Genomic DNA, 17,973 nt, shown 5'->3' on the forward strand with positions numbered 1-17,973 from the left:
AAATTGCGCAGTTTCGCTGGCCTGATGCGACAACAACTCGCCAGTAGAATGGGTATTTCTTACAAATACCTGCGCAGCATAGAAGCAAACCCATCCAGAGCGAGCATTACTACACTTAACCATTATGCCAAGAAGTGTGGTGTTAAAAGCCCTTTGATTTATCTGTAAATAAGATAAAACATGATAATTTCATCAAGTTGCATGGTAATTTATCCAGGATCCATTTGTGTCCAGGACGTAAGTCTTCACAGCTGTCGAATCAATTCTATTTCGTAAGGCGGCTCACGTTTTTATGCCCTGAGCAGTGCTTTTCCGGCTGGAACTTTCCCCCACTCATTCACTGTGATTTAATATGCTAAACCGGTTTAATTAAGTTTAGCCTTGGAGGGTTTTAGCATGAAAGCAAAAGTTTGGGTTCTGGGCGACGCAGTGGTGGACCTGCTACCGGAGAGTGAAGGGCGCTTGCTACAGTGCCCTGGAGGCGCGCCGGCTAACGTGGCGGTAGGGGTTGCCCGCCTTGGCGGCAACAGCGGATTTATCGGCCGCGTCGGCGGTGACCCGTTTGGCCGCTACATGCGTCATACCCTGCAACAGGAGCAGGTCGACGTCAGCCATATGTATCTTGACGATCATCACCGCACGTCCACTGTGGTGGTCGACCTTGATGACCAAGGTGAACGCACCTTTACCTTTATGGTACGCCCCAGCGCTGACCTGTTCCTGGCTGAAGAAGACCTGCCACAGTTTGCCGCCGGACAGTGGTTGCACATCTGCTCCATCGCGCTCAGCGCCGAGCCCAGCCGCAGTGCTACCTTCGCGGCTATGGAGAACATCAAACGTGCCGGTGGCCGGGTGAGCTTTGACCCTAATATCCGCCTGGATCTCTGGCAAGATCAGAACCTGTTGCACGCCTGTCTCGACCGCGCCCTGCGTCTGGCGAACGTGGTGAAACTGTCCGAAGAAGAGCTGATACTCATCAGCGGGAGTAATGATATCGCGCAGGGGATCGCCAGCATCACTGAGCGTTATCAGCCTGAATTACTGCTGGTGACTCAGGGTAAAGCGGGCGTCATCGCCGCATTCCAGCAGCAGTTTATCCATTTCAGCGCTAAACCGGTTGTCAGCGTGGATACCACCGGTGCGGGCGATGCGTTTGTCGCCGGACTGCTTGCCAGCCTTGCTGCCAACGGGATGCCGGCGGATATCAATGCCCTGGAGCCAACGCTCGCTCTGGCGCAAACCTGCGGTGCCCTGGCAACCCTGGCGAAAGGCGCGATGACTGCCCTGCCATACCAGCGCGATCTACACCGCCAGATTTGATCCTAAATACCGTCGTACGCGGTCCACTTTGTTGCATCCATCACACTTATTAAACCGGTTTAGCAAAATCAATTTCAAAATGTTAAATGTCGTGCTTAACATTGCAACTAAACCGGTTTAGCAAAAACACACAATTTTTTATTTTCCTTTTGGGATGCAATCAATATGTTCAGAAAAAGCACACTCGCGGTTCTTATCGCTTTGCTAACCGGCGCCGCCTCAGCCCATGCACAAACGGATCTCAGCAGTATCGAAGCCCGTTTAATTGCGCTGGAAAAACGCTTACAGGATGCCGAAAACAGAGCGCAAACGGCAGAAACCCGCGCAGAGTCGGCAGAGAAGAAAGTACAGCAGCTCACGACACAGCAACAAAAAACCCAGGACAGCACTCAGGAAGTGGCTCAGCGTACCGCCAAACTGGAGAAAAAAGCCGATGAGAAAAGCGGGTTTGAGTTCCACGGCTACGCCCGCTCCGGCGTGATAATGAATGACTCCGGCGCCAGCACCAAATCCGGAGCCTACATGACGCCAGCAGGGGAAACCGGTGGGGCTATTGGCCGCCTGGGAAACCAGGCCGATACCTATGTTGAAATGAATCTTGAACATAAGCAGACCCTGGATAACGGGGCAACGACCCGCTTCAAAGTCATGGTCGCCGACGGTCAAACCACTTATAACGACTGGACGGCGAGCACCAGTGATTTGAACGTGCGTCAGGCCTTTGTTGAACTGGGCAACTTGCCCACCTTCGACGGGCCGTTTAAAGGCTCCACCCTGTGGGCCGGGAAACGCTTTGACCGGGATAACTTTGACATTCACTGGATCGACTCGGATGTCGTGTTCCTCGCCGGTACCGGCGGCGGTATTTACGATGTCAGGTGGAACGACAGCGTTCGCAGCAACTTCTCTCTTTACGGGCGTAACTTCGGCGATATTGCTGATACCAGCAACAGTGTGCAGAACTACATCGTCAGCATGAACAATTTCATCGGGCCGGTGCAGATGATGGTCAGCGGGATGCGGGCAAAAGACAACGACGAACGCCAGGATACCAACGGTAATCCGGTCAAAGGCGATGCGGCAAATACCGGTGTACATGCGCTGCTCGGGTTGCACAACGACAGTTTTTACGGCCTGCGTGAAGGTGCCAGCAAAACCGCCCTGCTCTACGGTCACGGACTGGGTGCCGAAGTTAAAGGTGTCGGCTCTGACGGCGCGTTACGCTCGGGGGCTAACACCTGGCGCTTCGCCAGCTACGGCACCACGCCACTGAGCAAGAACTGGTTTATCGCCCCGGCGATACTGGCACAAACCAGTAAAGACCGTTATGTCGATGGCGACAGCTACCAGTGGGCAACCCTCAACATGCGTCTGATCCAGGAGATCAATCAAAACTTCGCCCTCGCTTATGAAGGCAGTTACCAGTATATGGATCTCAAACCTGAAGGTTATAACGATCGCCATGCGGTAAACGGCAGCTTCTACAAGCTCACCTTCGCCCCGACCTTTAAGGTTGGCGACATCGGCGATTTCTTCAGCCGTCCTGAAATCCGTCTTTACACCTCGTGGATGGACTGGAGCAAAAAACTCAATAATTACGCCAGCGATGACGCGCTGGGCAGCAGTGGTTTTAAATCGGGCGGCGAATGGTCGTTCGGGATGCAGATGGAAACCTGGTTTTGATGGTTAACACCTGGCGACAGTAACCGCCGGGGCGACAAAATACGTTTCGTCGCCCCGGACACAATAACAACGAAGAGAATGCGCTCCGGCTACCACGGGACGACAACTCGAAAATCAATACGCATTCAGAGGGTACTATGGATTTTGAACAGATTTCCCGCTCGCTACTTCCGCTTCTGGGAGGCAAGGAAAATATCGCCAGCGCCGCGCACTGTGCCACACGCCTGCGCCTGGTGCTGGTCGATGACTCACTGGCCGATCAGCAGGCCATCGGCAAAATTGATGGGGTGAAGGGCTGTTTCCGTAACGCCGGACAGATGCAGATTATCTTCGGCACCGGGGTGGTGAACAAAGTCTACGCCGCCTTTATCCAGGCGGCAGGGATTGGCGAATCCAGCAAATCGGAAGCTGCCGACATTGCGGCGAAAAAACTGAATCCTTTCCAGCGCATTGCCCGCCTGTTGTCGAACATCTTTGTGCCGATCATCCCGGCTATCGTCGCCTCCGGCCTGTTGATGGGCCTTCTGGGGATGGTTAAAACGTACGGCTGGGTCGACCCGGGTAACGCCATCTACATCATGCTGGATATGTGCAGCTCAGCGGCGTTTATTATTCTGCCGATCCTGATTGGCTTCACCGCCGCCCGCGAGTTCGGTGGTAATCCTTATCTTGGCGCGACGCTTGGCGGCATCCTGACTCACCCGGCGCTCACCAACGCCTGGGGTGTGGCCGCCGGTTTCCACACCATGAACTTCTTCGGCCTTGAGATTGCCATGATCGGCTATCAGGGCACGGTGTTCCCGGTGCTGCTGGCGGTGTGGTTTATGAGCATCGTTGAGAAACAGCTGCGTCGCGTGATCCCCGATGCACTGGATCTGATCCTGACGCCGTTCCTGACGGTGATCATTTCCGGTTTTATCGCCCTGCTGATTATCGGCCCGGCTGGTCGCGCGCTTGGCGACGGTATTTCGTTTGTCCTTAGCACCCTGATTACCCACGCCGGTTGGCTGGCCGGACTGCTGTTTGGCGGTCTCTATTCGGTTATCGTCATTACCGGTATTCACCACAGCTTCCACGCCATCGAAGCGGGACTGCTGGGCAACCCATCCATCGGCGTCAACTTCCTGCTGCCGATTTGGGCGATGGCCAACGTCGCTCAGGGCGGTGCTTGTCTGGCGGTGTGGTTCAAAACGAAAGATGCCAAAATCAAAGCCATTACCCTGCCCTCGGCGTTTTCTGCCATGCTCGGCATCACCGAAGCGGCGATTTTTGGTATTAACTTACGCTTTGTAAAACCGTTTATCGCAGCCCTGATTGGCGGCGCGGTGGGCGGCGCGTGGGTGGTATCCATGCATGTTTACATGACCGCGGTGGGCCTGACGGCTATCCCTGGCATGGCTATCGTGCAGGCCAGCTCGCTGCTGAACTACATTATCGGGATGGTTATCGCCTTTGGCGTCGCCTTTGTCGTCTCCCTGGTACTGAAATACAAAACGGACGCTGAATAATGTCACATCCATCACGCCTGCCTGCGATTTTGCAGGCTGTTATGCAGGGCCAGCCGCGCGCGCTGGCCGACAGCCACTATCCCCGCTGGCACCATGCGCCGGTGACCGGGCTGATGAACGATCCCAACGGCTTTATTGAATTTGCCGGACGTTATCACCTGTTTTATCAGTGGAACCCGCTCGCCTGCGATCATAAGTTCAAGTGCTGGGGGCACTGGAGCTCTGCCGACCTGCTGCACTGGCAACATGAGCCGATCGCGCTCATGCCGGATGAAGAGTATGACCGCAACGGCTGCTACTCCGGAAGCGCCGTGGATAGTCAGGGCACGCTCACCCTGTGCTATACCGGCAACGTAAAATTTGACGACGGCAGCCGAACCGCGTGGCAGTGCCTGGCGACGGAAAATGCCGACGGCACGTTTACCAAACTCGGCCCGGTATTACCGCTGCCGGAGGGCTATACCGGCCACGTGCGTGACCCGAAAGTCTGGCAGCACGAAGGTCGCTGGTACATGGTGCTGGGCGCACAGGATTTGCAAAAGCGTGGCAAGGTGTTGTTATTCAGCTCAGCGGACCTTCATGAGTGGACGAGTCAGGGCGAAATCGCCGGTTATGGCATCAATGGCCTGGACGACGCGGGCTATATGTGGGAATGCCCGGACCTGTTTGCCCTCGGCGACCAGCATGTCCTGATTTGCTGCCCGCAGGGCGTGCCTCGTGAGAAAGAGCGCTATCTCAACACCTACCCGGCAGTGTGGATGAGCGGCGATTTCGACTACCACCGCGCGGCCTTCGAGCATGGCGAACTGCACGAATTGGACGCAGGGTTTGAGTTCTACGCCCCGCAAACCATGCTTACCAGTGATGGCCGCCGTCTGCTGGTCGGCTGGATGGGCGTGCCGGAGGGCGAAGAGATGCTTCAACCGACCCTCACCAACGGCTGGATCCATCAGATGACCTGCCTGCGTGAGCTGGAGTTTATCGATGGTCAGCTATACCAACGTCCTCTACGAGAGCTGAGCGCCCTGCGCGGCGAAGCGCACGGCTGGGCAGGGAACTCCCTGCCGCTGGCACCGATGGAAATCGTTCTACAAACCACTGGGGACGATATTTTGAGCCTCGATTTTGACGGCGCATTAATCCTTGAACGCGATGCCAGCGGGATCCGCCTGGCCCGACCCAGTCTGGCCAGCGACGAGAAGCATTATCGTTACTGGCGCGGAGACGTCCGCTCGCTGCATATTTTCATCGACCAGTCTAGCGTGGAGATTTTCATCAACGGCGGCGAAGGAGTGATGAGCTGCCGCTACTTCCCGGCCTGTTCAGGGCAGCTAATGTTCTCTGGCATCACACCGGACGCATTCTGCTACTGGCCGCTGCGAACTTGCATGGTAGAATAAGCGTTTTGCCTCAAGCTCATGGCGTCGTAATGAAAACTAAACGCGTAACCATTAAAGATATCGCCGAACAGGCTGGCGTCTCAAAAGCGACCGCCAGCCTAGTACTGAACGGTCGTGGTAAGGAGCTGCGTGTGGCGCAGGAAACGCGTGAGCGAGTACTGGCGATTGCCCGTGAGCAGCACTATCAGCCAAGCATTCACGCCCGCTCGCTGCGCGACAACCGCAGCCACACCATCGGACTGGTGGTGCCGGAGATCACCAACCACGGCTTTGCGGTCTTTTCACATGAGCTGGAAATGCTGTGCCGCGAAGCAGGCGTCCAGCTATTGATCTCTTGTACTGATGAAAACCCCGGTCAGGAGAGCGTGGTGGTCAATAACATGATTTCCCGCCAGGTTGACGGTCTGATCGTCGCTTCATGTATGCACAACGATGCCGACTATCTTAAGCTCAGCCAACAACTGCCAGTAGTGCTGTTTGACCGTTGTCCTAATGAAAGCCTGCTGCCGCTGGTGATGACTGATTCGATTACCCCAACGGCGGAACTGATTTCCCGCATTGCACCTAAGCATAGCGATGAGTTCTGGTTTTTAGGCGGTCAGTCGCGTCTGTCGCCTTCACGCGATCGTCTGACCGGCTTCACGCAGGGTTTGGCTCAGGCGGGTATTGCACTGCGCCCGGAATGGGTGATTAACGGTAACTACCACCCGAGCTCAGGCTATGAGATGTTCGCCGCACTCTGCGCGCGACTTGGGCGGCCGCCTAAGGCGCTGTTCACTGCCGCCTGTGGACTGCTCGAAGGGGTACTGCGCTATATGAGCCAGCACCATTTACTCGACTCAGATATCCATCTGACGAGCTTTGACGATCACTATCTTTATGATTCGCTGTCGCTGCGTATCGATACCGTACAGCAGGATAACCGCCAGTTGGCCTGGCACTGCTATGATCTGATAAGCCAATTGATCGAGGGCGATACGCCCGAAACGCTACAACGCTACCTGCCCGCAACGCTGCAGTTTAGGCATCAGTAATAACTGAGCATTTTTGAATACCCTACAGAGGTGAAATCTGGTGCGAATCCAACAATCAAAAATCAATATTTGTAGTGATGTGATGCGGAAAGGTCTTCACTGCATCAGTAATCACACCAATCGGGTTAAACGGCAAACTGAGTGGTGGTAAAGACTGACACCGGCATTATTACTGTCACTGTGGAACATCACTCCGGCGGGTTTACCGCAAGCTTCCCACGCAATTTCCAGCGCTTTGATGTCAGCTTGCTGTCCGGTGAGAATGACATTGCCCAACCCTCAGGTTTCCTTGCGAACAGATCGAGAACAACAGCAAGGTAAGCCCAACGCTTGCCTGTCCAGATATACGTCACATCGCCGCACCACACCTGATTCGGTTCTGTCACTGCAAACTGTCGCTCAAGGCAATTCGGGATAGCGGTGTGTTCATGACCACCACGTTTATACCGGTGAGTTGGCTGCTGACAACTCACCAGACCCGGTTCTTTCATGAGCCTTCCGGCAAGCCAGCGTCCCATTCTGAAGCCTTTCAGGGTTGCCATAATCGCGATACTTCTTGCGCCAGCAGAGCCATGGCTGATGTTATGCAGTTCCAGAACCTGACTGCGTAACACAGCTCGCCTGCCGTCTGGCTTTTCGGGGCTTTTTCCCCAGTATTTGTAGCTGCTGCGATGAACCCCGAACACGTGGCAAAGTGTGACCACAGGATACTGCGCTCTGAGTTTCCCGATTAACGAGAATTGTTCAGGGAGTCTGGCATCAAGAGCGCGGTAGCCTTTTTTAATATGTCGTTTTCCATTTCAATGCGTTGTATTTTTTTCTTCAGCTCACGTATTTCAATCTGCTCCGGGGCTATAGGAAAGGCTTTAGGTATTTTGCCCTGTCGTTCATCCCGCAACTGCTTTACCCATCGCGTCATGGTAGAAAGGCCGACATCCATAGCACTGGCCGCAGCTGCAACGGTGTAGTTCTGATCAAGGACCAGTTGAGCGGATTCGCGTTTAAACTCTGCGCTGAAATTTCTTTTTTTCATTGAGGCACCTGTAATGTTCTGAGGTGAGCATATCACCTCTGTTCAGGTGGCCAAATTCAGTAAACCACTTCACTTGAGATAGGCATACGGATCGTGCCCATTATTACGGGCCGACTGGATCAAACTCATGATCGCAGCAGCGCGCTTGAGCATGCGAACCCGCGCCGAGCATTTGAGAAGGCAACGGGATGAACGCTGGCTGGATAGCCGTGGTTTTCTGGGTAAGCAGGCGAATCCATTTGTGGACGAGGTTGGCATTGAGGCTGTAGCCCAAGGCGATGTTTGCGATGGAGGCATCGGGTTCAGAACACTCCTGAATGACCTGGGCCTTGAAAGATTTGCTGTTGGTACGGCGCTGAGGGCGCATGGAAAATCCGCTTGATGGGCCATGGCCTTCGGCGGCGGTATCGGGAAGGTGTGTTGGCCGGACGGATACTGTTGAACTACGTTGTCTGGGGCAACGGAAGTGTTTCGGCCCGACTCTGGAACGCGATCCGCAGCGACGACTGGGCAATTCCGCACGTTGGCCTGAGCAGCCTCGGGGAAATCGTCGTCTGGGCGCGCCCAGACGAGTTTCCGCCAAGGAACATGCAGACAAGCAAGGGGCTGCGGGCACTCGACTACAACGTGAGGATCGGTGTTTGATCGAGGCGCCTGTGGCACACGCAGGCTGACGAGCCAGGCGCTGTCCATTGCCTGATCAGGCCGCCCCCCTGCGCCTTGCCTGAGCAGTTGACCTGCATCAATGGGGCGGGAGAACGCTGTACATTGACTCTTGACTCTTGAAGTTTGTCATGGTAGGTGTAATATTTTACAAAGTATTGCAAGGATTTCCTTGGCCGGAACCGCAAAGCGACGCGATTGGAGAGGGTGAGATGAAAGCGCACCTACAGGTGATTTTCACGCTCGATGAATTGGCTGCGTACTTGAAAGTCGGCAAGCGGACGCTTTATCGGCTCGCCGCGCACGGGGAAATTCCGGCTTTCAAGGTGGACGGGACGTGGCGGTTTCGTCAAAGTGAAATCGATCAGTGGCTCAATGATCAGACCCGAGCCGGAGCAAAGAAGGAGGTGATGCGCAAGCGTGAACAGCAGAAGTCATCCGAGCAGCCCGTGTCGCCTGGGCGCAGTGCCCGTCGCAGCAGGCAAAGGGCTTGAGTAACTCGTTTTCCAATTTTTCTGGAGGTATGACATGGACATCGATTTCAAGAAGTTGGCTCCCTGGAACTGGTTCAAGAACGAGCAGCAAGAGCAGCAGACCGCCTCTTCCCTGCCAGTGCAGCGCAATGACCTGCCAGCGGCTAGCGGGCCAGTCAGCCCGATCCTGCAACTGCATCGGGAAATCGACCGGCTGTTCGATGACGCATTCCGGGGCTTCGGTTTTTCGGCGTTGAACATGCCGCAGTGGCCATCCGATTGGTCGGGCATGCTGAAGCCGGCCCTGGACATCCAGGAAACCGACAAGCAGTACAAGATTGCCCTGGAAGTGCCCGGTGTCGAGGAGAAGGACATCCAGATCACCCTCGACAACGACGTGCTGATGGTGCGTGGCGAGAAGCGCCAGGAACAGGAGAAGAAGGAAGGTGGCTTCCACCGTGTGGAGCGCTCCTACGGCAGCTTTCAGCGTGCCTTGAACCTGCCTGACGACGCCAACCAGGATTCGATCAAGGCATCGTTCAAGAACGGGGTGCTCACGGTCACGATCGACAAGCGCGAGGTCAGTGCGCCGAAGCAGGGACGCTCGATCCCGATCAACGGCTGACGTCGCCGGCTCGTTCGTCACAAGAAAAACCCGGCCCGAGACGAGGTGTCGCGGCTCGCGATGCCTCGTCGCCTCAACCTTGTCAACCTTCTCAGGAGCATCAGCATGGCCAGAAAACAATGCCAGGTCTGCGGCCAACCCGCCACCGTGCGGGTGGAAGCCAATCTCAACGGTCGTCACAGCACCATGCTGTTGTGCGACGACCATTACCGGCAATTAGTGCGCCAGCAAAAGCGCACCGTTTCGCCGCTGGAAGCCTTGTTCGGTTCGCGCAGTGGCCTGTTCGAGGACTTCCTCGGCAGTGACTTCTTCCGCATCGGCGACGACGCGACGCCAGTTGCCGCCGATACCGATGACGTGGTCGATGCCTCGTTTGGCGAGCCCGCCGCCGCAGGTTCGGGTGCGCCGCGCCGTCGCGGCAGTGGGCTGGCCAGCCGCATCAGCGAACAGTCGGAAGCCTTGTTGCAGGAGGCCGCCAAACACGCTGCCGAATTTGGCCGCTCCGAGGTGGATACCGAACATCTGCTGCTGGCGCTGGCCGACAGCGACGTGGTCAAGACCATCCTGGGTCAGTTCAAGATCAAGGTCGATGACCTCAAGCGGCAGATCGAGTCTGAGGCCAAGCGCGGGGACAAGCCCTTCGAGGGCGAGATCGGCGTGTCGCCGCGCGTGAAGGATGCGCTCAGCCGCGCCTTCGTGGCCTCCAATGAACTCGGCCATTCTTATGTCGGTCCAGAGCATTTCCTGATCGGTCTGGCCGAGGAAGGCGAAGGGCTGGCCGCCAACCTGCTGCGCCGCTACGGCCTGACGCCGCAGGCGCTGCGCCAACAGGTCAGCAAGGTGGTCGGCAAGGGCGCCGAGGATGGACGCGCTGAGACGCCGACCAACACGCCAGAACTCGACAAGTACTCGCGCGACCTGACCAAGATGGCGCGCGACGGCAAGCTCGACCCGGTGATCGGCCGCGCGCAGGAGATCGAAACCACCATCGAGGTGCTGGCCCGGCGCAAGAAGAACAACCCGGTGCTGATCGGCGAGCCGGGTGTGGGTAAGACCGCCATCGTCGAAGGGCTGGCGCAGCGCATGGTGGCGGGTGAAGTGCCCGAGACCTTGCGCGACAAGCGCCTGGTGGAACTCAACATCAACGCCATGGTGGCCGGCGCCAAATATCGCGGCGAGTTCGAGGAGCGCGTGCAGAAGGTGCTGAAGGAGGTGACCGAGCACCAGGGCGAGCTGATTTTGTTCATCGACGAGGTGCACACCATCGTCGGTGCCGGCCAGGGCGGTGGCGAAGGCGGGCTGGACGTGGCCAACGTGTTCAAACCGATGATGGCGCGCGGTGAACTCAACCTGATCGGCGCCACGACGCTGAACGAGTACCAGAAATACATCGAGAAGGATGCCGCACTGGAGCGGCGCTTCCAGCCGGTGACGGTGCCCGAGCCGACGGTGGCCCAGACCATCATGATTCTGCGCGGCCTGCGCGACACCTTCGAGGCGCACCACAAGGTCAGCATCTCCGAGGACGCGATCATCGCGGCGGCCGAGTTGTCCGACCGCTACATCACGGCGCGCTTCCTGCCGGACAAGGCGATCGACCTGCTCGACCAGGCGGCCGCGCGCGTGAAGCTGTCGGCCACGGCCCGGCCGGTGGCCGTGCAGGAGCTGGAGTCCGAACTGCACCAGCTGCGGCGTGAACAGGATTACGTGGCCGCGCGCAAGCAGTACGACCAGGCCGCCGAGCTCGGCAAGCGCATCGAAGCCAAGGAGGCCGAGCTCAAGAAGCTCGTCGAGGACTGGGAGCGGGAGCGGGCCTCCGGCAGTGCCGAGGTAAAGGCGGAACACGTGGCGCAGATCGTCTCGCGCCTGACCGGCATCCCGGTCAACGAGTTGACGGTGGAAGAGCGCGAAAAGCTGCTGCACTTGGAACAACGGCTGCACGAGCGCCTGGTGGGACAAGACGAGGCGGTCCGTGCCGTGGCCGATGCCGTGCGGCTGTCCCGCGCCGGCCTGCGCGAAGGCAGCAAACCGGTGGCTACCTTCCTGTTTCTGGGCCCGACCGGGGTGGGCAAGACCGAGCTCGCCAAGGCATTGGCCGAATCTATCTACGGCGATGAGCACGCCCTGTTGCGCATCGACATGTCGGAATATGGCGAACGCCATACCGTGGCGCGGCTGGTGGGCGCGCCTCCGGGCTATGTCGGTTACGACGAAGGCGGTCAGCTCACCGAGAAGGTGCGGCGCAAGCCCTACAGCGTGCTGCTGCTCGACGAGATCGAGAAGGCACACCCTGACGTCTACAACATCCTGCTGCAAGTGTTCGACGACGGTCGCCTCACCGACGGCAAGGGCCGGGTGGTGGATTTCACCAACACCATCATCATCGCCACGTCCAACCTGGGTTCGGACATCATCCAGCGACGGCTGAAGGCGCGTGAGGCGGCTGGCGAGGAGTACGAAAAGACCAAGGCCGAGGTCATGGACGTGCTGCGCGGCCACTTCCGGCCCGAGTTCCTCAACCGCATCGACGAGATAATCGTCTTCCATGCGCTGGGCAAGGAGGAGATCCGCCACATCGTCGGCCTGCAGCTCGATCGCGTGGCGCGCAGCGCCGCCAGCCAGGGCGTGACGCTCACTTTCGATCAGACGCTGATCGACCATTTCGCGGAAGAAGGCTACAAGCCCGAGTTCGGTGCGCGTGAACTCAAGCGCCTGATCCGTAGCGAGCTGGAAACTGCGCTGGCGCGCGAGATGCTCGGTGGCGGCATCGGCAAGGGCGATCACGCCAGCGCACGCTGGGACGACAAGGCCGAACGCGTGGTGTTCGAACGCAAAGAGCCACCGCAGACCCCGGCCGAGCCGGAGCTGCCGGATGCCGCGAAGGCGACCGAGACGCCGCACGGCGACGCTGGCAAAGGCTCGCGCAAGAAGAAGTCGGCGAGCGACGCATCTTGATGGCGGGCGAGGCTGCCGTGTCCGACCCCATCGGCCTGGCATGGGCAGCCTCCCTGGCCTCGATCGCGGTGGCGGTCGTGGCCGCGGGTCACGCGGTCGTCTACAAGCGTGATCCGCGGTCGGCCACGCCGTGGGGGCTGCTCATCAGCGGCGGCACTGCTCTCCCGCTCGCTGGCCATCCGTTTGCGTGACGGTGCGGCCCGTCTGTTCACCTGATCCTCTGGCAACTCGACTTTCGAGGAACACGGCCCATGGAAAAAAAGAATCAATGGAATACCGGCTACTGGATCGTTGCACTCCTGCTGTTGTTGAGTTTGCAGAGCTACTGGCAGACGGCGAAAACCGTCGAGCCGGTGCCCTACAGCGAGTTCGAGAAGGCGCTGGCCGAGGGGCGCGTGGCCGAAGTGCTGGTGTCGGATCGTACGGTGACCGGGCGCCTGAAGTCGCCGGACAGCCGGGGCAAGACGACGATCGTTGCAACGAGGGTCGAACCCGATCTTGCCGATCGCCTGTCGAAGTACGACGTGCCCTATGCCCGCGTGTTGGAGAGCACCTGGCTGCGCGATGTGCTGTCGTGGATCCTGCCAGCGGTAGCCTTCTTTGGCGTCTGGTTCTTCCTGTTCCGCCGCTTCGCCGAGAAGCAGGGCATGGGCGGGTTTCTCAACATCGGTAAGAGCCGCGCCAAGGTGTTCGTGGAAAAGAACACCGGTGTGACGTTCGCCGATGTCGCGGGGGGGGATGAGGCCAAGGCGGAGCTGGTCGAGATCGTCGATTTCCTGAAGAATTCGCAGGACTATGGCCGTCTCGGGGCGCGCATTACCAAGGGCGTGTTGCTGGTCGGCCCACCGGGCACCGGCAAGACATTGCTGGCCAAGGCTGTTGCCGGCGAGGCGGCGGTGCCCTGCTTCTCCATCTCCATCTCCGGCTCAGAGTTTGTCGAGATGTTCGTCGGCGTGGGTGCGGTCCGTGTGTGCGAGCTGGCCCGCGGGCAGGCACCGGCCATCATATTTATCGACGAGCTCGATGCGCTGGGCCGCGCGCGCGGCGTCGGCGGCCACGACGAGCGCGAGCAGACCCTCAACCAGCTGCTCACGGAGATGGACGGCTTCGACAGCTCGGTCGGGCTGATCATCCTCACCGCCACCAACCGCCCCGAAATCCTCGACCAGGCGCTGCTGCGTGCCGGCCGCTTCGACCGCCAGGTGCTGGTGGACCGGCCCGACATCAAGAAGGGGCGGCTGGACATCCTGAAGGTTCATGTCAAGAAGGTGACGCTGGCCCAGGATGTAGACCTCGAACAGGTAGCCGCACTGACCACGGGCTTTTCCGGCGCGGACCTCGCCAATCTGGTCAACGAGGCGGCGCTGGCGGCGAGGAGACGCCGTGCGTCCGCCGTGGAATTGCAGGACTTCACCGCGACCATCGAGCGCATCGTGGCGGGCCTGGAAAAGAAGAGCCGCGTGCTCAACCCCAAGGAGCGGGAAACCGTGGCCCATCACGAGATGGGCCATGCGCTGGTGGCGCTGGCGCTGCCCGAAACCGACCCCGTACACAAGATCTCGATCATCCCGCGCGGCATCGGCGCGCTGGGCTACACCTTGCAGCGCCCCACCGAAGACCGCTTCCTGATGACGCGTACCGATCTCGAGCACAAGATCGCCGTACTGCTGGGCGGGCGTGCCGCCGAAAAGCTGGTGTTCGGCGAGTTGTCTACCGGGACGGCGGACGATCTGGCGCGAGCCACCGACATCGCCCGCGACATGATCACCCGCTTTGGCATGGACGAGGGCCTGGGCTACATCGCCTTCGAGGCGCAGCGGCCCCGCTTTCTCGATACACCTGAACTGGCCCACGGCGGTTGCCGGTTGGCCGAATCGACCCAGGCGCGCATCGATCAGGCTATCCGCGACATCGTGATGGGCGTGTTCGAGCGCGCCTACCGGATTCTCGACATCAACCGCGCGGTGCTGGAGCGCTGTGCGCGCGAGCTGCTGGCGCGGGAAACGCTCGACGAAAGCGATATCCGTCAATTGACTCAAGGACTTGTTCGGAACTGAAAACAGTAGTAGGTGCCATTCAGAGTAAACCGACGGCTCTGTTCAGTGCGTCATCCAATTCGTCGGCATTGTTCAAGGAGAACCGATATGTCTGCATTGACACCGTGGGACCCCTTCCGGGAACTGGATGAATTGCAAAACCGCCTGGCGACGATGTTCGGACGAATACCCCAGCGACAGGGCGCCCGTACCGGCAACGAAGCCATGACCACGGCGGACTGGGCACCAATGGCGGACATCAGCGAGGATGAGAACGCATTCCTCCTCAAGCTGGATCTGCCGGAGGTCCCCAAGGATGCCGTGCGCGTCAGCGCGGAAAACGGTGTGCTCACCATCAGCGGCGAGCGCAAACTGGAAAAAGAGGAGCAGGGCAAGAAGTTCCACCGCATCGAACGTGCGTATGGCCGCTTTGTGCGCAGCTTTGTCTTGCCTGACAACGTTGATCCGACCAAGGTGACGGCTTCCATGAAAGACGGCGTGCTGGAAGTGCGGCTTGTCAAGGCCGAGCAAGCCAAACCGAAACAGATTGAAATCTCAGTCAACTAACTTCAATCAAGAGCCCAAGATCATGAATATCAAACAGCCACAATACACCTTCTCCGCACTTGCCCTGGCGGTCGTCGTCGGACTGAGCGGACCGGCTCTGGCCCAATCGGCGGCAGGTTCTAGCCCAGGTGCTGCAGCACCCTCTGCCGCATCCAAGGCGGCACAGCCACAGGTAGATGACAAGGCCGCCCGGGAAGCCGATAAAAAGCGTGCCGAGCTCACTCAAGACGCCATCACGGCGCTCACCAAGACCCAGGAGGCTTTGACCCTCCTTGATGCAAATAAGACCAAGGAGGCGCTTGCTGCGCTGGAACTGGCCAGCGGAAAGATGGAACTGGTATTGGCACGCGACGCCAAACTTGCTTTGGCGCCGGTCGATGTACGCGTCATCACCCACGATATCCACGCCAACGTGGAATCGGTAAAGAAAGCGGTCAAGTTGTCTCGGGAGTTGTTGGGTGATGGCGAGGTGCAAAAGGCCCGGCCCATCGTTGCCAATCTGGCCAGCGAAATCGTAATCCAAACCGACAACCTTCCGATGGCAACGTACCCGGCAGCGATCAAGTCGGCCGCACGGCTCATCGACAGCGGCAAGATCGACAACGCCAAAGCGGAACTCGCCCGAGCACTGAACACGCTGGTGGTGACCTCGGTCGCCTTTCCTCTGCCCGTGCTACGGGCCGAAGCCGCGATGGCAAAAGCTGAAAAGCTGGCCGAGACCGACAGGCGCGATGCCAAGCAGAACGAGGAGCTCAGCACCTTGCTGTCGTCCGTGCGCACGGAGATCGAGATGGCGCAGATCCTGGGTTATGGCAAGAAGGCGGACTTCAAACCCATCTTCGATCAGGTGAAGTCCATTGAGCAAAAGTCGGCTGGTGGCAAAAGCGGCAAGGGATGGTTCGACGAGTTGAAGACGCGCATCCAAAAGCTGTTTTGAGGTGATGAAGGGGCTGACTGCTCTGTCGGTCAGTCTCGCGATGTTCGCATTCAGCCCCAATAGATTCGCCTATTTTCACTATCTCATACGAGGCATATCACCATGAATGAGCAAACACCGAATCCCAATGCGACGAACGAAGGAATAAACGAACAGGCCGCGGTAAGCAGCCTTCCTGTCAGTCCAGAGTCCAAGCCTGAAGTCGTCACGGAGGTACAGCCTGAGGTTCAGAAAGAAACGGACTCGCAGGCGGAAGACAAACGTAAACAAGTCCTCGATGAGGCAGTCTCGGCCTTGTCGCTGACCAAATCCGCGCTGGCCGCACTTGACGGCAAGGACACTGCACGCGCATTGGCAACGCTGGCCGAAGTGACGGGAAAGCTGGAGCTGATCGTCGCGCGCGAACCCACGCTCGCCCTGGCCGGCGTTGATGTGCGCACCATCGTGCACGACTTGTTCGCCAACACGGAAACCATTGAGGCGATGACCGACGAGGCGCTGGATGCCCTCAAACATGGCGAGGTGCAACAGGCTCGCCACGTGCTGGCTTTGCTGGCCAGTGAAATCGTGATCACGGTCACCAGCATCCCTTTGGCGTCCTATCCCGCAGCCGTGAAGGCAGTCGTGCCGCTGATCGATCAGGGCAAGATCGAAGAAGCCAAAGCCGCGCTGCAGTCAGCGCTCAGCACGCTGGTCGAGGAGCGCAGCGTGCTTCCGCTGCCCGTCCTGCGTGCGAAGCTGCTCCTGAAGCGCGCCGAGCCCCTGGTAGAAGATGGTCAGCGCAGCGAAGCATCCAATGAGCGCCTGGAGACATTGTTGAACGAAGCCCGGCAGCAATTGGAAATGGCAGAACTGCTGGGCTATGGAAAAAGGAAGGACTTTGAGCCCCTGTACGCTGAACTCAAGAAAATCAAGGAAAAGACGGGAGGGGGAGGCTGCGGAAAAGGCTGGCTCGATGAAGTCAAGGCAAAACTGTCCAAGTTGTTCTGAAACCCCTGGATAGGGGGCGCATAGCGCCCCCTCTCTTGTTCCATGAGTGTTTGATTTTTTATTCTGTATAGATCTTTAGGAGATATTGCATGAACACAGACACCATCGCTAATTCCAATGCGGATGACCCCACCAAAGCACTGTGTTCGCTGAGCCAAAATTGGTGGCTTTTTGTGCTGCGCGGTGTCTTGGCATTGATTTTTGCAGCCCTCGCGTTCTGGATGCCACAATCGGCTCTGTTGGCCATGACCATCATGTTCGGCGCATTTTCCTTGGTCAATGGCGCGTTCAACTTGTTTGCAGCGGTGCGCCATATACAGAAAAAAGAGCGCTGGGGCTGGCTGCTGTTCAGCGGCATTGTCGGCATACTTACGGGCGTCGTCGTCCTGGTTGCTCCTTGGGCCGCCACGATAGTCTTGGCTTCTTTTTTATGGGCTAGCGTGGGCTTCTGGGCGATTTTCACCGGTGTGCTGGAGATATCCGCCGCCGTTCGGCTGCGTCGGGAAATCAAGGGTGAAATCTGGCTTGCCCTCAGTGGACTGCTCTCGATTATCCTTGGCGCTATCGTCTTGTGGATATTTTTTACCCGTCCGGTCGAGTCATTCGTGGCCGCAGGCTGGCTGTTGGGTTTCCATGCGGCAGTCTATGGCGTCACGCTTTTGTTCTTGAGTTGGAGTCTTCGCAAAACGCGCCTGGGGTAAGAGCGTGCCAAACCAAAATCTATGGATATGAGCATCCTCGATTCATAC

16 protein-coding genes and 2 pseudogenes are annotated in these 17,973 nt (G+C 58.3%); 16 read left to right on the forward strand and 2 right to left on the reverse strand.

Annotation, left to right across the window (positions count from 1 at the left end):
• Nucleotides 1-48: 48 nt before the first annotated feature.
• The 6 genes from GUC46_RS24305 to GUC46_RS18540 all read left to right on the forward strand — a co-directional run bounded on the left by GUC46_RS24305 (nucleotide 49) and on the right by GUC46_RS18540 (nucleotide 6,945).
• Complete coding sequence (locus tag GUC46_RS24305; RefSeq protein ID WP_352145210.1) at nucleotides 49-168, forward strand: hypothetical protein; 120 nt, start codon at nucleotides 49-51, stop codon at nucleotides 166-168.
• Between the two features lie 228 nt (nucleotides 169-396).
• Nucleotides 397-1,320 carry an aminoimidazole riboside kinase gene (locus GUC46_RS18520; protein ID WP_003029584.1) on the forward strand — a complete coding sequence of 308 codons (924 nt, stop codon included), beginning with the start codon at nucleotides 397-399 and terminating at the stop codon, nucleotides 1,318-1,320.
• Nucleotides 1,321-1,485: 165 nt separating this feature from the next.
• On the forward strand, nucleotides 1,486-3,003 hold the full coding sequence (locus GUC46_RS18525; protein WP_003029587.1) for a carbohydrate porin: 1,518 nt from the start codon (nucleotides 1,486-1,488) through the stop codon (nucleotides 3,001-3,003).
• Nucleotides 3,004-3,140: 137 nt separating this feature from the next.
• On the forward strand, nucleotides 3,141-4,511 hold the full coding sequence (locus tag GUC46_RS18530) for a sucrose-specific PTS transporter subunit IIBC (RefSeq protein ID WP_000345204.1): 1,371 nt from the start codon (nucleotides 3,141-3,143) through the stop codon (nucleotides 4,509-4,511).
• The gene (locus GUC46_RS18535; RefSeq protein WP_003029589.1) at nucleotides 4,511-5,911 is read left to right on the forward strand and encodes a sucrose-6-phosphate hydrolase; all 1,401 of its coding nucleotides are present in this window, start codon (nucleotides 4,511-4,513) and stop codon (nucleotides 5,909-5,911) included. The genes GUC46_RS18530 and GUC46_RS18535 overlap by 1 nt, the downstream gene beginning before the upstream one ends.
• 29 nt (nucleotides 5,912-5,940) lie before the next feature.
• A complete protein-coding gene (locus GUC46_RS18540) occupies nucleotides 5,941-6,945 on the forward strand; it encodes a LacI family DNA-binding transcriptional regulator (protein ID WP_003029591.1) in 1,005 nt (334 codons plus the stop codon).
• A gap of 165 nt (nucleotides 6,946-7,110) precedes the next feature.
• On the opposite strand, the pseudogene GUC46_RS18545 reads toward GUC46_RS18540, so the two are convergent.
• A pseudogene (locus GUC46_RS18545) lies at nucleotides 7,111-7,978 on the reverse strand (IS3 family transposase); the annotation flags it as partial.
• A 72-nt stretch (nucleotides 7,979-8,050) separates the two neighbouring features.
• Nucleotides 8,051-8,137 (reverse strand): annotated as a pseudogene (locus GUC46_RS23960) (transposase domain-containing protein); the annotation flags it as partial.
• Nucleotides 8,138-8,359: 222 nt separating this feature from the next.
• Here GUC46_RS23960 and GUC46_RS18555 point away from each other — a divergent pair.
• The 10 genes from GUC46_RS18555 (at nucleotide 8,360) to hdeD-GI (ending at nucleotide 17,925) form a co-directional block, all read left to right on the forward strand.
• Nucleotides 8,360-8,623 carry a hypothetical protein gene (locus GUC46_RS18555; protein WP_003847756.1) on the forward strand — a complete coding sequence of 88 codons (264 nt, stop codon included), beginning with the start codon at nucleotides 8,360-8,362 and terminating at the stop codon, nucleotides 8,621-8,623.
• Nucleotides 8,624-8,853: 230 nt separating this feature from the next.
• Nucleotides 8,854-9,135, forward strand: coding sequence for a helix-turn-helix domain-containing protein (locus tag GUC46_RS18560; protein WP_003847758.1), 282 nt, complete (start codon nucleotides 8,854-8,856; stop codon nucleotides 9,133-9,135).
• A 34-nt stretch (nucleotides 9,136-9,169) separates the two neighbouring features.
• Nucleotides 9,170-9,739 (forward strand): small heat shock protein sHSP20, encoded by a 570-nt coding sequence (gene hsp20 / locus GUC46_RS18565; RefSeq protein WP_003847761.1) that lies wholly within the window; start codon nucleotides 9,170-9,172, stop codon nucleotides 9,737-9,739.
• 105 nt (nucleotides 9,740-9,844) lie between these two features.
• Entirely contained in the window at nucleotides 9,845-12,694 is a 2,850-nt protein-coding gene (clpK, locus tag GUC46_RS18570; RefSeq protein WP_003847763.1) for a heat shock survival AAA family ATPase ClpK, read from the forward strand.
• Nucleotides 12,694-12,885, forward strand: a complete 192-nt coding sequence (locus GUC46_RS18575; RefSeq protein ID WP_001446316.1) for a hypothetical protein — start codon at nucleotides 12,694-12,696, stop codon at nucleotides 12,883-12,885. The genes clpK and GUC46_RS18575 overlap by 1 nt, the downstream gene beginning before the upstream one ends.
• Before the next feature lie 60 nt (nucleotides 12,886-12,945).
• Nucleotides 12,946-14,751, forward strand: a complete 1,806-nt coding sequence (gene ftsH / locus GUC46_RS18580) for an ATP-dependent zinc metalloprotease FtsH (RefSeq protein WP_003847766.1) — start codon at nucleotides 12,946-12,948, stop codon at nucleotides 14,749-14,751.
• An 87-nt stretch (nucleotides 14,752-14,838) separates the two neighbouring features.
• Entirely contained in the window at nucleotides 14,839-15,297 is a 459-nt protein-coding gene (gene hsp20-GI / locus GUC46_RS18585; RefSeq protein WP_001275372.1) for a small heat shock protein sHSP20-GI, read from the forward strand.
• Between the two features lie 22 nt (nucleotides 15,298-15,319).
• Complete coding sequence (yfdX1, locus tag GUC46_RS18590; RefSeq protein WP_003847769.1) at nucleotides 15,320-16,234, forward strand: heat resistance protein YfdX1; 915 nt, start codon at nucleotides 15,320-15,322, stop codon at nucleotides 16,232-16,234.
• Between the two features lie 102 nt (nucleotides 16,235-16,336).
• Complete coding sequence (yfdX2, locus tag GUC46_RS18595) at nucleotides 16,337-17,224, forward strand: heat resistance protein YfdX2 (protein WP_003847770.1); 888 nt, start codon at nucleotides 16,337-16,339, stop codon at nucleotides 17,222-17,224.
• 89 nt (nucleotides 17,225-17,313) lie between these two features.
• Nucleotides 17,314-17,925: a heat resistance membrane protein HdeD-GI gene (gene hdeD-GI / locus GUC46_RS18600; RefSeq protein ID WP_003847772.1), complete on the forward strand. Its 612-nt coding sequence runs from the start codon at nucleotides 17,314-17,316 to the stop codon at nucleotides 17,923-17,925.
• The last annotated feature ends 48 nt before the right edge of the window (nucleotides 17,926-17,973 follow it).

Source organism: Citrobacter sp. LUTT5 (assembly GCF_009905315.1).
GTDB lineage: Bacteria > Pseudomonadota > Gammaproteobacteria > Enterobacterales > Enterobacteriaceae > Citrobacter > Citrobacter freundii.